12 protein-coding genes are annotated in these 13,670 nt (G+C 39.7%); 5 read left to right on the forward strand and 7 right to left on the reverse strand.

All coding sequences use genetic code 11. The features are described from left to right. Entirely contained in the window at nucleotides 1–1,449 is a 1,449-nt protein-coding gene (gene pntB / locus C228_RS0106585) for a Re/Si-specific NAD(P)(+) transhydrogenase subunit beta (protein ID WP_018651877.1), read from the forward strand. 77 nt (nucleotides 1,450–1,526) lie between these two features. Here pntB and C228_RS0106590 read toward each other — a convergent pair whose 3' ends face one another. Genes C228_RS0106590 through C228_RS0106605 form a run of 4 tightly spaced genes read right to left on the reverse strand, consistent with a single transcriptional unit; the run spans nucleotide 1,527 to nucleotide 7,891 of the window. After that, on the reverse strand, nucleotides 1,527–2,921 hold the full coding sequence (locus tag C228_RS0106590) for an efflux transporter outer membrane subunit (protein WP_018651878.1): 1,395 nt from the start codon (nucleotides 2,919–2,921) through the stop codon (nucleotides 1,527–1,529). 16 nt (nucleotides 2,922–2,937) lie between these two features. Further along, entirely contained in the window at nucleotides 2,938–4,062 is a 1,125-nt protein-coding gene (locus C228_RS0106595) for an ABC transporter permease (RefSeq protein ID WP_018651879.1), read from the reverse strand. 1 nt (nucleotide 4,063) lies between these two features. Next, on the reverse strand, nucleotides 4,064–6,805 hold the full coding sequence (rbbA, locus tag C228_RS0106600) for a ribosome-associated ATPase/putative transporter RbbA (protein WP_018651880.1): 2,742 nt from the start codon (nucleotides 6,803–6,805) through the stop codon (nucleotides 4,064–4,066). Nucleotides 6,806–6,808: 3 nt separating this feature from the next. Further along, complete coding sequence (locus tag C228_RS0106605) at nucleotides 6,809–7,891, reverse strand: HlyD family secretion protein (protein ID WP_018651881.1); 1,083 nt, start codon at nucleotides 7,889–7,891, stop codon at nucleotides 6,809–6,811. 135 nt (nucleotides 7,892–8,026) lie between these two features. On the opposite strand from C228_RS0106605, the gene C228_RS0106610 reads away from it, so the two are divergent. Continuing rightward, the gene (locus tag C228_RS0106610) at nucleotides 8,027–8,581 is read left to right on the forward strand and encodes a TetR/AcrR family transcriptional regulator (RefSeq protein ID WP_018651882.1); all 555 of its coding nucleotides are present in this window, start codon (nucleotides 8,027–8,029) and stop codon (nucleotides 8,579–8,581) included. 79 nt (nucleotides 8,582–8,660) lie between these two features. On the opposite strand, the gene dcd is transcribed toward C228_RS0106610, so the two are convergent. Together dcd and udk are read right to left on the reverse strand one after the other, a co-directional pair. Further along, nucleotides 8,661–9,245, reverse strand: a complete 585-nt coding sequence (gene dcd / locus C228_RS0106615; RefSeq protein WP_018651883.1) for a dCTP deaminase — start codon at nucleotides 9,243–9,245, stop codon at nucleotides 8,661–8,663. Nucleotides 9,246–9,256: 11 nt separating this feature from the next. Further along, the gene (gene udk / locus C228_RS0106620) at nucleotides 9,257–9,913 is read right to left on the reverse strand and encodes a uridine kinase (protein ID WP_018651884.1); all 657 of its coding nucleotides are present in this window, start codon (nucleotides 9,911–9,913) and stop codon (nucleotides 9,257–9,259) included. Nucleotides 9,914–10,029: 116 nt separating this feature from the next. On the opposite strand from udk, the gene C228_RS0106625 reads away from it, so the two are divergent. Beyond that, nucleotides 10,030–10,662 carry a LysE/ArgO family amino acid transporter gene (locus C228_RS0106625; protein ID WP_018651885.1) on the forward strand — a complete coding sequence of 211 codons (633 nt, stop codon included), beginning with the start codon at nucleotides 10,030–10,032 and terminating at the stop codon, nucleotides 10,660–10,662. A gap of 87 nt (nucleotides 10,663–10,749) precedes the next feature. On the opposite strand, the gene C228_RS0106630 is transcribed toward C228_RS0106625, so the two are convergent. Next, on the reverse strand, nucleotides 10,750–11,433 hold the full coding sequence (locus C228_RS0106630) for a 2,3-diphosphoglycerate-dependent phosphoglycerate mutase (protein ID WP_018651886.1): 684 nt from the start codon (nucleotides 11,431–11,433) through the stop codon (nucleotides 10,750–10,752). Between the two features lie 182 nt (nucleotides 11,434–11,615). Here C228_RS0106630 and envC point away from each other — a divergent pair, with 182 nt between their 5' ends. Continuing rightward, nucleotides 11,616–12,818, forward strand: a complete 1,203-nt coding sequence (gene envC / locus C228_RS0106635; RefSeq protein ID WP_026313227.1) for a murein hydrolase activator EnvC — start codon at nucleotides 11,616–11,618, stop codon at nucleotides 12,816–12,818. Continuing rightward, nucleotides 12,818–13,666: a divergent polysaccharide deacetylase family protein gene (locus tag C228_RS0106640; RefSeq protein ID WP_018651888.1), complete on the forward strand. Its 849-nt coding sequence runs from the start codon at nucleotides 12,818–12,820 to the stop codon at nucleotides 13,664–13,666. The genes envC and C228_RS0106640 overlap by 1 nt, the downstream gene beginning before the upstream one ends. The last annotated feature ends 4 nt before the right edge of the window (nucleotides 13,667–13,670 follow it).

Raw genomic sequence — 13,670 nt, forward strand, 5'->3', positions numbered from 1 at the left:
ATGTCTTTTGGATTTGTAACAGCTGCATATATTATTGCTGCAATTCTCTTTATTATGAGTTTAGCTGGACTTTCTAAACACGAAACGGCAAAAGCAGGTTGTTGGTACGGTATTGTCGGTATGGTGATTGCGTTAGTGGCAACTATCTTTGGTCCGCAATCACAGGGTACGCTTTGGATTTTAATCGCGATGGCAATCGGTGGCTTTATCGGTGTCAAAAAAGCGTTAAAAGTTGAAATGACGGAAATGCCGGAATTAGTGGCGATTCTGCACAGCTTTGTAGGTTTAGCTGCGGTATTAGTCGGTTTTAACAGCTACGGTTTGCACGTTGATGCGATTCCGCCAGCAAATTTAGATGAAGTCGCATTAGCAGCATTCCACGCAGAACAAGCAACGCTGGCTAATATTCATAATGTTGAAGTGTTCCTTGGTATCTTTATCGGTGCGGTAACCTTCTCAGGTTCATTAGTGGCATTCGGTAAATTAAGCGGTAAATTATTCGGTCGTAAAGTGTCTTCGACTGCATTAAATATTCCGCATAAACACAAATGGAACTTAGCAGCATTAATCGTTTCAGCATTGTTAATGGTGGTATTCTTAAATAATCCGCACAATATTTTCCCTGTGTTGATTATGACTGCAATCGCATTAGTATTCGGCTGGCACTTAGTATCATCTATCGGTGGTGCGGATATGCCAGTAGTGGTTTCAATGCTGAACTCATATTCAGGTTGGGCGGCAGCGGCAGCCGGTTTCATGTTAAGCAATGACTTATTAATTGTAACCGGTGCGTTAGTGGGGTCATCAGGTGCGATTCTTTCTTACATTATGTGTAAAGCGATGAACCGCTCATTTATCAGTGTGATTGCAGGCGGCTTCGGAACAGAAGTTAAAGCAAGTTCAGGTGATGAAGAACAAGGTGAACACCGTGAAACAACCGCAGAAGAAGTCGCGGAAATGCTGAAAAATGCAAGTTCTGTGATTATCACTCCGGGATATGGTATGGCGGTAGCACAAGCACAATATCCGGTTGCAGAAATTACTGCCAAATTACGTGAGAAAGGCGTTAATGTGCGTTTTGGTATTCACCCTGTTGCGGGCCGTTTACCGGGTCATATGAACGTATTACTTGCGGAGGCGAAAGTGCCTTACGATGTGGTGCTTGAAATGGACGAAATCAATGATGATTTCGAAGAAACCGATGTCGTATTGGTTATCGGTGCAAATGACACGGTAAACCCAGCGGCATTAGATGATCCGTCAAGTCCAATCGCAGGTATGCCGGTATTAGAAGTGTGGAAAGCACAAAACGTTATCGTATTTAAACGCTCAATGGCGGTTGGTTATGCAGGCGTACAAAACCCACTATTCTTCAAAGAAAATACGCAAATGTTATTTGGTGATGCGAAAGAGCGTGTGGATGACATTTTAAGAGCACTAAATAGCTAATCTAGCGACATAAAAAAGAGATCTTCGGATCTCTTTTTTGTTTTGTATTTATTGCTCCGTTCGAAATGTTATAGATTCTACCAACCACCCCCAATCGATTTATATAAGCGAATCAAATTTTGTGCTTGTGAGAGTTGCGATTGAATCAACTTTTCTTGTGCACTATATGCAGCAATTTTAGTACGAAGTACCACATCTAACGTTTTATCTCCATATTTAAATAACTTTTCCGAATCAACCGCTTGCTTATTGGCTTGTTGGTAATACTTTTGTAAGAAGTGATTTTGATTGTTTAACGCATATTGTTGTTGATAGGCGGAATCCACTTCGGCTAAAGCGGCTAAAAGCGTTTTGTCATATTGAATTAAAGCGGCTTTTAAACTTGCTTCTGCGGCTTTAATATTAGCGGCGATTCTACCATTGGTAAAAATAGGCAATTTTACCCCAAGAGTTGCCAATCCGGCTAAAGACGATATATTACCTAAGTCTTGATCTAGTTTTAAATAGCCGCCTTGACCTTGAAAAGTAATATCAAAACGGGGGTAAAGATCCGCTTGTTTGCTGGCTAAATTCGCCACTTGTGCTTGCACTTGTTGCTTTGCTGCACGTAAATCCGGACGATGATCGAGCAAGCTACTAGGTTGTGTACCACTTGGCATATTCGGTATTTTAATTAAAGCATTACGTTTTTTCTGTAAACGGAAACCTTGTGGAGCTTTACCGATTAAAATAGCGATATTTCGCTGAAATTCGTCCGCTTGTGCGGATAATGTCGCTTGTTTGGCTTGTATTGCACTGATTTGTCCGTCAATTTCATTCAGTTCATAAGCAGTGGCTTGACCTGCGCTAAATCGTCCTTGGATATAACGTTTAAGTAATTGCAGGGCAGTAAGTTGTTGCGTGAGATTATTATTCTGCTTTTCGGTGGCAATTACACGAAAATAGTTGTTGGCAATTTCACCGGTAATCAGCATTTGAGCTGCATAAATTTGTTCTTGTTGTGCCAATGCAAGTGAGGTTGCTTTATCCGTTTCACTTTGTTTTTTACCGAAGAAATCAAGTTCCCAAGATAAATTAATACCGCCATAAATATCGGATATTTTTTTACGGTCGGGATTAATTCTATCTAAATTTATATCACTAACGCCGGCACCTGTTGAACCGCCCGCACCAATATTAATGCCTTGGTCGGCTTGTCTATAGCCTACATAAGATTGTGCTTCGGCAAGGCGAGCTTGAGCAAGTTTAATATCTAAATTTTGTTGCAGTCCTTGTTCAATTAATGCGGTGAGTTGCGGATTTTGCCAGTTTTGCCACCATTGGCGGATATCTGGCATCTTATTAGTCGTATTGACGTATTCGAATTGTGTAGGCAATTCAATAGTAGATTGCAATTTTACTGCATCTTGGGTTTGGCAAGCGGTCAAAATTAAGCAAAAAATTGTAAAAGTAGCATATTTTTCAATCTTCATAGTTGTTCCTATATCGTTATCCTTGTTTGGAGAGCATTGATTTAAATTGATAGAGGGCAAAGCTTAAAAAGAGAGTTCCTACCATTGCCATTTTAGCTAAATAGTGCCACACCATATCAAGACCCGCACCGCGAAATAGCACGTCTTGAGCGTAAGCACCAAGCATGGTGACGGGAGAAAGTTGGGTTAGCTTTTGTGCAAGCTGAGGCATATTTTCCAGTGGCGACATTGAGCCTGATAATAAATAGAGAACTAAGTAAATCGGCATACAGAGCAGTCCGAATTGCGGCATTGTCGGCGCAAAAACAGCGAGTAAGATACCTAATGAGGCAATGGAAAATAGAAAAATTGCTGCTCCTAAGATGAAAATAGCAATTTGCTGATTTACTAGTGGAGTACCTAATATGCCTGCTACTACGATTTTTAAAGAAAGGCTGGCAGTTACTAATAATACCAAACCATTGGCAAGGATTTTAGCCGTCATAATTTCACTTGCACGCACGGGCATTACCAATAAATGTTCTAGCGTACCTCGTTCCCGCTCTCGAATCACTGCTGAGCCGGCTAAAAGCAGGGTTAAAAGTGTTAAATTACCGACAATTTGTACCGTTCCCATAAACCATTCGCTTGAATGGTTGGGGTTATATAAAACATTAGCAACCACATTTATGGGGGCTTGTAACCTACTGATGCCAAGAAATTGCTGAATTTCTCGGTTAAAAATCTGAGTAATATAGGAAGAACCGATATTTGCCTGTGTCATTGCGGTGGCATCTACTAAAAGCTGTAAGTGTGGTAATTTACCGCTTGAGATGTCGCGTTGAAAATTAGCTGGCATTTCGACTATAAACGTAAATTTACCATTATCCATTAGATATTCGACTTGGTCGGCTTTTATCTCTTCAACGGTTTTGAAGTAGGGAGGAATCAGAGCATCTTGCAAGCGATAAGAAAGCGTAGAGTGGTCATAATCGACAATCGCAACAGAACCGTTTTTGACATCTGTCATACCTTGCTTGGCGATAGTCAATATAGCGGCGGAAAACATATAGATAATCATAGCCACCAAGACTTTATCACTAAAGAGGCTTTTAAATTCTTTGGCTGAAAGAAATGCCACATTTTTAAACCAACGTAACATATTACTTTTCCTGTTTTTTCAATGCTAAAGTGGCAAGTGTGAGGTAAACGATATAAATTAGGGCTAAAGCTAAATAGCTCTGCTCAAATTGAGCAAAACTTAATCCTTTAGTAAAACCACCTAAGCTGATTTGTTGAAACCATGCTCCCGGAAAAATTTTGGAAACCAGTTGAATACTGTCATCCAGCCGTGAAACAGGATACATTACACCGGAAAAATTGACCGATGGGATCATGGATACAATTGCTGCCACAAAGATCGCAGCGACTTGCGATTTCACAAAACTTGAAACGAGCAAACCAAAACTGGTAGAGGCACAAATACCTAACAATACGCCCAAAAACATTGCCGGAATTGAGCCTTTAATCGGAACCCCAAATACTATTATTGCAGTTAGCACCAGCACTAAATAGCTTACAAAGGCTAAAACGATATAAGGTAGCTGTTTACCTAGTAAAAACTGAAAAGGCGAAGCCGGCGAACCGTATAGATTCATAATAGAACCAATCTCTTTTTCACGCACCACACTTAGTGCGGTCATCATTGTCGGGATCATTACCATTGCTAACATAATAATTCCCGGTGTCATTGCAAAAATACTTTTGAAATCTTGGTTATAGACCATTCTTGGTTCAATCAGATTATTTTGCGTGATATTAAAACCCGTTTGTTTTTGCATATCTCTCACATATTGTGAGATAATGCTGGTGGCCGAACCTTTTAGATTTTCTGCGGTGGAAGGAAAGGCTCCATCAATAAACAAGCCCAGTTCCGGTTGTTGTTGGCGAAGTAGATTCCGTCCAAAATGCGCCGGAATTTCTAAAACAACACGTACTTTACCCGCTTGTAGGACGGAACTAATTTCATCGATCGAATATAAATTCCCTTGCAAAATGAAATAACGTGATCCCCGAAAACTTTCAATCAATTTACGGCTTTCCGAACTATTATCGTGATCTAATACTGCCATTTTTAACGGATTAATATCAAAGGAAATACTGGAACCCATTGCCAACAGCATAATCAGCGGTCCGAGTAATGCAAACGATAAGCGGATTTTATCTCGGAGTAGTTCTTTACTTTCTCGTAAAGCAAAGGTTGTAATAACAGAAAAATAATGGGTAAATTTTTGCCAAAATTTGATCGCTTGTATCGGTTCTTCCGGAGCTTCTTGCACTTCCTTAGATTCGGCTGGCATTGTAATGTCGTCCGCCTGCTCTTCTAAATATTTAATGAAGGCTTGTTCTAATGTGGCGGATTGCTTTTCAAGGCGTAACTCTTCAGGCAAACCAACCGCTAAAACTTTGCCTCGGTGCATAAGAGAAATCCGATCGCAACGCGTCGCTTCATTCATAAAATGGGTGGTGACGAAAATGGTGATGTGATCTTCACGTGAAAGTTTAATCAGATAGGACCAAAACATATCGCGAGCGGCAGGATCTACCCCGGATGTAGGTTCATCTAAAATCAATACTTCGGGTTTGTGTAAGCAGGCGGCAGCGAGTTGTAATCGCTGGCGAATCCCCAGAGGTAAATCGGCCGGCGTATATTCCGCCGTATCTAATAAATCAAATTGCGTTAATGCCGCTTGGATTCTGTTTGACCATTCAGCTTTTGGCAGTTGATAAAGTTTAGCATGTAATGCAAGATTTTCTTTGATACTCAATTCTTCATACAACGAAAAGGCTTGTGACATATAGCCTACTCGTTTACGAGTATTAATATCATCGGCATTGATAGGCTGACCTAATAATGTCGCTTCTCCTTCAGTTGGCTCTAGTAAGCCGGTTAGCATTTTCATTGTAGTGGATTTGCCGCAACCGTTTGAACCGAGGAAGCCAAAGATTTCACCTTTGGCAATTTCAAAGCTGACATTATCTACAGAAGTAAAATTACCGAATTTTTTGGTTAAATTTTTAGCAATAATGGCAGGAGGATCATTCGGCAAATATTGGAATGGCGGAATTTTAATGCCGTTTTCCGCTCCTCGTTTTTCAGGCGGTAATAATTTGATATATGCCTGCTCAAGATTTTTCGCTTGCATTTCTGCAATCAGTTGTTGAGTAGGTTTATGGGCAATAACTTTGCCGTTATCCATTGCTAAAACTTGTGCAAAATTTTCAGCTTCATCAATATAAGCGGTTGCAACAATTGCCGTCATTTCAGGTGATTCGGTACGTAATTCTTCCACTAATTGCCAAAATTGGCGGCGAGAAAGCGGATCAACTCCGGTAGTCGGTTCATCTAAAATCAGTAAATCCGGATTGTGTACTAAAGCACAACATAAGCTAAGCTTTTGCTTCATTCCGCCCGATAATTTTCCCGCGGGACGATCAGCAAAGGGTAATAAGCCAGTCGCTTTAAGTAAACGTTGAATTTTAGCTCGTCTTTGCAAGGCAGAAAGCCCGAAGAGACGGGCGTGAAAATCTACATTATCGTAAATCGACAATGTAAGATAGAGATTTTTCCCTAAACCTTGCGGCATAAAGGCGATTTTGTGAGTAAGAGCTTCACGCTCAGCGTGGTTAGCGATATTTTGACCAAAGACGGTAATAGCTCCCTGTTGCAGGATTTTTACACCTGCAATGAGTGATAAGAGAGTGGATTTGCCTACGCCGTCAGGACCGATTAACCCAACGGTTGTACCTTTTTCCAGTTCAAAAGAAATCTGCTCAAGAGCCGCTTTTTTGCTGTAAACATGGCTGACATTTTCTAGGCGTAGAGCAATAGCTTTCGGTTGCATAATTTATTCATCGCTTGGCAGTTTAATAGCTAAATCGTCCGACCAACTTGCTTGCGCATCATATTTGACATAACCCATTGCAGTCATTCCGCCTTTGAGCAAATTTTTGTATTGTTTAGCAATATCTGTTGGAATTTGCAATTTGATTTTAAACATTAACTTGCTTCGCTCCTCACTGGTTTCTACCGATTTCGGCGTGAATTGCGCTTCTGAAGCGACAAAGACCACTTTGGCGGGAAAGACAAAATCAGATCCGTCAATTTTAATGCGGGCTTCATCATTTAAGCGGACTAAATTGGATTGATGAGCGGGTAGAAATAGATTGAGGTAAATGGTTGAAGTATCGAGTAAGCTAACTACTTTTCCACCAATGCCAACTACAGAACCCAACGTAGCGATTTTATATTCAATACGACCGTCTAACGGCGCTCTGATTAACATATCATCGTTTTGTGAATCGGCTTGTTCAGCGAATGCTTTTGCTTGATTTACCGTAGCTTCAGCTTGTGAGATGGTAGCTTCAGCTTGTGAGATGGTAGCTTGCGCTTGTGTGATTACAGCTTGAGCTTCCGCTTTAGCCGCCTTCGCTATTTCGACAGCGGCAAGAGCCGCTTTATAATTAGCTTGACGACGTTCTAATTCGTTGCTTGAAGTTAAATTATCACGATGCAAATTTTTTGCATTATTTAATTCTAATTTAGCGACATTGGCTTTTTGCTGTTGGGCGGTAATTTCTGCATTTGCACGGCTGACTGCTTCCGTTGCTTGACGTTTTTGTGCTTGAGCATTATTCACAGAGGCTTCGGCAGCCGCAATTTGTGCTTGGGCAGAATTAACTTGGCTTTGCGATAGGCTGGAGGAAATACGAACAAGCGGTTGATTTTGAGTTACATCTTGTCCTTCTTGTATATAAATTTCTTCTATGCGTCCCGCATAAAGCGAAGCAATATCAAGACGTTCTATTTCTAAGCGTCCATTAACACTGGCGATGCCTTGCAACACATTATTGGTATGCCAATTTTTTTGTAAAAAATAAGTTCCGGCTAATGTGGCAGCAATTAAAATGATAATGACTAATTTTTTCATAGAATTTCTCTTGTTTAAAAATATACAAAAAATTCTAAAAAAATGACCGCTTGTCTGCAATCAATAATAATTAATATAATATTGCTTAAATCTACAAAAGTCGCTAATTTATTGCTTAAGTAACTTGGAGAAAAAATGAGAAAAGAAGATCCTCGTATTAAGCGTACTCGAATATTGATTCAAACTGCTTTCCTAAAATTGTTGGAAACAAAAGCATACGAAGAAATTACGGTACAAGATATTTTAGATATTGCCGAAGTGAATCGTTCCACGTTTTATAAGCATTATCTCAACAAAGAAAAACTGATTGAACAAATCATCGGACAGCTTAAAGAAACGATAATTTTACCTTTGTTAGAACAACGATTTAGTGCGCCGATCAAAGAATTTGCTTCTATAGCGGTACCTCTTATCAATGAACATCGTTCTACATTCCGATTGCTTTGGCAAGTGGATACACAACGTGTCAGCTTAAAAAGAGATTTTTTCAATTTAGTCAAAAACAAATATATCAGCGTGTCACAAACTAAGTTTGATCGCACAATAGCGGAGCTGGAATTTCAAGGAACATTATTTGCTTATATTTCGGTTGGAATGTTTGAGCATATTATTCAAGGTGCAGATGCTATTAACCCCGATATTGAACAGCAAAATATTAAGGACGTGTTGTCATTTTTTGATATGCAGTGATACAAAGAATGTAATTTTAAGCATAGTAGGAAATAGGACTACTATGCTTAAAAATGGGAAAAATCGACCGCTTGTTTGATTAATCGTCTTGATTGATACGGCTGGAAACTGCACTTTGCTGATTTTTATATTTTGCGTCTTTACGGGCATTATAAGGTTTTGCCGCATGGTCGCTTAGCACTTCAAAACTTAATGCACCGATTGCCATATTAGGACGTAAAGCAAGCGGTAATTTACCGGCATTGAAAAATTCTAACACGATTTTACCGTGCCAACCCGGATCGATTCGGTGTGCCGTTACGTGTACCATCAAACCTAAGCGAGCTAAAGAAGAGCGACCGTCTAACCAACCGACGATATCATCAGGTAATGTTACAGACTCTAATGTTGTTGCAAGTGCGAGTTCGCCCGGGTGCAGGAAAAATGCATCGCCGTCAGCGATAATAATTTCATTGCTCATCACTTTATTAAGCTGGGCGGTGACTTGTTCACGAGGTCCGCTTAAATCAATATAAGGCGTGGCGTGTTCACGAAATACACGGAATGAATTACCTAAGCGAACATCAACGGTTGCCCCTGAGATTTTCTCATTTGACGGACGAGGCTCAATCGCAATTTTGCCTTCATCTAAATAACGTTCTATATCTGTGTCACATAAACGCATAATTGTTTATCCTATTTTTTTACCGCCAATAATTGTTTAATTTGCGCTTTTAATATATTGATCGCAATACGGTTTTTACCGCCTTTCGGTACGATAATATCAGCATACTGTTTTGATGGCTCAATAAATTGTAAGAACATTGGACGCACGGTTTTACGGTATTGGGTAATTACTGATTCCATTGAACGACCGCGTTCCACCAAATCACGCTGTAAACGGCGAATAAAACAAATATCTAACGGTGCATCCACGAAAATAGAAACGTTGATTTCGTTACGAATTTCTTCGTCAGTTAACAGCAAAATGCCTTCTAAAATAATGATTTTTTTCGGCGCAAAATGTTTAGTTGTTGTTTTACGGTTATGTTCTGCGTAGTCGTATTCCGGAATTTCAATCGCGTTACCTTGCTTCAGTTGGCGTAAATGTTCTACCAGTAAATGATGATCCATTGAATTAGGATGGTCATAGTTGGTTTTGATACGCTCATCCATGGTTAAGTGCGTTTGATCTTTATAATATGCATCTTCAGAAATAATACCGATGTCATCCGAACCTAATTCTTCTTTTAATTCTTTATAGATAGTTGATGCAATAAGGCTTTTACCGGAAGCGGAAGCACCGGCAATTGCAATGACAATGCAAGCTTGGTTTTCAATTGTTTCAGACATAATCGGATCCTAAATACTAGTCGTTAAGAAAGGGACAAAAAATTCGAGAGATTATACCGTATTTTTGCAAATATTTGTGTATAATTGACCGCATATTGACTTAATTTGAGGAGAACATGGAAATTTTTATTCAAGGATTCATTGTTTGTTTTGGGCTGATTGTATCAATTGGTGCACAAAATGCTTTTCTACTTAAACAAGGAATCCTAAAGCAACATGTTTTTGGGGTGGCTTCACTTTGCTTTTTAGGTGATGTATTTTTAATGACATTAGGTGTGTTGGGGTTAGGTTCTATCGTGGCAAATTTGCCTACTTTAAGCTTAGTCATTGCATTACTCGGGGCATTTTTTCTATTTACCTATGGTAGTCGTTCGTTTATTAGTATTTTTAAGAGTAGTGAAGCGTTAAAAGCAAGTAATGAAAATGCGACAAGTTTGAAAAAAGCTTTAATGATTACTTTTGCGATTACTTTTTTAAATCCGCATGTTTATATTGATACGGTGGTGATTTTAGGTGGAATCGGTGGAAACTTGGATTTTTCCGGTAAAATGGAATTTCTTACTGGAGCGCTAAGTTGTTCTTTATTATGGTTTTTCGGCGTGGGGTATGGTGCCGGTTTTCTTTCGCCTTATTTTGAAAAACGTAGAACGTGGCAAATTCTAGATTTTATTACCGGTGTGATTATGTATGCAATTGCAATTAGTCTAGTAATCTATGCTTTCCAGTTGGCTAAGCAGATTTTTGCTTAGTAAGCGGTTAAATCTTAGTAATTTTTTGTAAAAAAACGCTCGAAGTTTTAGCTTCAAGCGTTTTTTTGCTTTAAGTAACAGATCAAATTATAAGTAGAATTTTTCTACGAAATTTAATTTGTCATCTAATTTTAATACTAATGGTTGACCGGTAGGGATTTCGAAATCCATGATTTCTTCATCAGAAATACCGATTATGTGTTTTGCTAATGCACGAAGAGAGTTACCATGTGCAGTTACAAGTACACGTTTACCAGATAACAATGCTGGCGCAATTTGATCTTCCCAGAATGGTAAAACACGTTCTAAAGTGATTTTGAGGTTTTCAGCATTTGGAATCACATCTTTTGGTAAGTGAGCATAACGACGATCGTTATGTGCAGAATTTGGATCTGCCGCGTTTAAATCCGGTGGAGAAATGTCGTAAGAACGACGCCAAATGTGAACTTGTTCGTCACCGTATTGTTCGGCAGTCGCTTTTTTGTCTAAACCTTGTAATGCACCGTAGTGACGTTCGTTTAAACGCCAGTTTTTAACTTGTGGAATCCATAATTGATTAGACTCTTCTAATACGATGTTACAAGTTTTGATTGCACGAGTTAAAACAGAAGTGAAAGCGATATCGAATTCGTAACCAGCTGCTTTTAATTTTTGACCTGCTGCTTTTGCTTCTTCAATACCACGCTCTGTTAAGTTAACATCACGCCAACCTGTAAATAAGTTTTTAGCATTCCACTCACTGAAACCGTGGCGAATAAATACTAATTCCATAAAGACTCCTATGTTTTTAAGTTGATTTGAAAATACCATATTTATAGCAAAAATCTCTCTGCTTTGAAATAGTTAGTCGGTTTCTTTTTATAAAAGCAAGAGAAAAGCTGATTTTACTCAAATATTTTATTAGAATAAGTCATTTTGTAATCTAATCTTGTTTCTTGATAAGGTATATTTTTGTGAAAGTGCTTCGACTTCTTTATTTAACATTCACCCTTTTAGGGATAGCTTCTTTTTCTCTTCCGTCTGCGATGGCAACGGAATTGTCAAGTATTCAGCAAAAAATTAAGCAGCAACAAAGTAAAATCAATGAACAGCGCCAAAAGCGTAACGTACTGCAATCTACCTTAAAAAAACAAGAAGTTGAGATGGGTAAAGTGCTTGATAAGTTAAAAGAAACGGAAATGTCACTGACGGAAACTCGCCAGGCGATTAAGCGTACAGAACAAGAAATTCAAAGATTAGAAAAGCAAGAGAAAGAGCAAAAAGAGAAACTCAAAGAACAGCTTGATTCGGCGTACCGTTCGGGAATCCATCCGTCTGTATTGGAGCGTTTGATGTCTGAACAAGCAAAAAATGCTGACAGAATGGGGGCTTATTATGAGCATATTAATCAAGTGCGTATCGATACGATTAATGAATTACGGCGTACCCAAGAAGAGCTTAAAGCACGCCGTGATGAATTAAAAGGGCAGCAAAAAGGTCAGCAAATGCAGTTGACCGAACAGAAGAAGCAAGAAAAGGATTTAAAAAAGGTTCAAAACGAACGTGAAATAACACTACGTTCAATTGATAAAATATTAGAGCAAGATGAAAGTCGTTTGGAATCATTAAAGAATAATGAATCGGCGTTGCGTAACCAGTTAGCCAAAGCCGCGGCGGAGTTAGCGCAACAAGAAAAACAAGAGATTGCCAAGCTGGAACAGAAAAAAAATAGTGAAGAGAAGCGTAAAGCGACAGAGCAAGAAAAACAACAAGTTAGAGCCGGTAGCGGTTTAGGTGCGCCGAATAAGCAGTTCAATATGCCAGTAGCGGGCAAAGTGGTGAATGGCTTTGGTTCCCGTCAAATGGGCGAAGTTATTTGGCATGGTGTAGTTATTGCGGCAAGTGCAGGTTCGCCGGTGCGAGCCATTGCCGGTGGACGTGTAATTTTAGCCGACTGGCTACAAGGTTATGGTCAAGTTGTAGTAGTTGATCACGGTAACGGCGACATGTCGTTATACGGCTATAACCAATCTGTTTCGGTGCGTAAAGGCAGCCGTGTTTCAGCCGGACAGCAAATTGCCAGCGTGGGTAATTCGGGGGGGCAAAATCGCTCTGCGCTGTATTTTGAAATTCGCCGCAAAGGAAATCCGAAAAATCCAATGGGTTGGGTGAAATAATGTGGAATTTATTTGGAAATAAGTGGTCTATTTTAGCGGTTTTTTTGCAAAGTTTACTGCTAATTACACCGCTTGCCCACGCAGGAAAGTTAGCGATTGTGATTGATGATATCGGTTATCGAATGAAAGAAGATAATGCGATTTATGCATTGCCGAAAGAAGTGAGCGTTGCCATTATTCCTGTCGCACCTTACGCAACAGCGAGAGCAAAGAAAGCTTATGAGCAAAAACGAGATGTACTGATTCATTTACCGATGGAGCCGAAAAATAAGCAGCAACCGATAGAGTCGGGCGCATTGATGATTGGTACCAGTGAAGCAAAAGTCGCTCAATTGATTCAAGCAGCACGCGATCAAGTGCCTTATGCAATTGGACTTAATAACCATATGGGCAGTGGGGCAACGGCAGACAGAACTACGATGAGTCATTTGATGAAAGTGATGGAGCAGCAACGGTTGTTCTTTTTAGATAGTAAAACCGGCCCGAGTGTGGCGGCTAAAGTGGCAAGGGAATACGGTGTAAAAGCATTAGAACGAAATTTATTTTTAGATGACCGTGATGCGCTAAGTGATGTCCAGCGCCAATTTAATGCCGCGATTGAATATGCTCGTAAGCACGGTAGTGCGATTTTAATTGGACACCCAAGAAAAAATAGCGTTGCTGTTCTTGAGCAAGGAATTGCTAATTTACCTCAAGATATTCAACTTGTGAGCATGGGAAGCTTGTGGCGAAATGAAATGGTAGTACCGGAAAGAACATTGATTATGGTATTTGATAATCCTCCGGCACCAACTTCGATCGCACCATTTAATGCTGTTCCGCTGCTAAGAGGCATTCCGAAAGATTAAATGT

Source organism: Actinobacillus capsulatus DSM 19761 (genome assembly GCF_000374285.1).
Taxonomy (GTDB): Bacteria; Pseudomonadota; Gammaproteobacteria; order Enterobacterales; family Pasteurellaceae; genus Actinobacillus; species Actinobacillus capsulatus.

Coding starts and splice junctions, on each gene's coding strand:
- pntB (WP_018651877.1), top strand. CDS start 1: ATGTCTTTTGGATTTGTAACAGCTGCATATATTATTGCTGCAATTCTC.
- C228_RS0106590 (WP_018651878.1), bottom strand. CDS start 2,921: ATGAAGATTGAAAAATATGCTACTTTTACAATTTTTTGCTTAATTTTG.
- C228_RS0106595 (WP_018651879.1), bottom strand. CDS start 4,062: ATGTTACGTTGGTTTAAAAATGTGGCATTTCTTTCAGCCAAAGAATTT.
- rbbA (WP_018651880.1), bottom strand. CDS start 6,805: ATGCAACCGAAAGCTATTGCTCTACGCCTAGAAAATGTCAGCCATGTT.
- C228_RS0106605 (WP_018651881.1), bottom strand. CDS start 7,891: ATGAAAAAATTAGTCATTATCATTTTAATTGCTGCCACATTAGCCGGA.
- C228_RS0106610 (WP_018651882.1), top strand. CDS start 8,027: ATGAGAAAAGAAGATCCTCGTATTAAGCGTACTCGAATATTGATTCAA.
- dcd (WP_018651883.1), bottom strand. CDS start 9,245: ATGCGTTTATGTGACACAGATATAGAACGTTATTTAGATGAAGGCAAA.
- udk (WP_018651884.1), bottom strand. CDS start 9,913: ATGTCTGAAACAATTGAAAACCAAGCTTGCATTGTCATTGCAATTGCC.
- C228_RS0106625 (WP_018651885.1), top strand. CDS start 10,030: ATGGAAATTTTTATTCAAGGATTCATTGTTTGTTTTGGGCTGATTGTA.
- C228_RS0106630 (WP_018651886.1), bottom strand. CDS start 11,433: ATGGAATTAGTATTTATTCGCCACGGTTTCAGTGAGTGGAATGCTAAA.
- C228_RS0106640 (WP_018651888.1), top strand. CDS start 12,818: ATGTGGAATTTATTTGGAAATAAGTGGTCTATTTTAGCGGTTTTTTTG.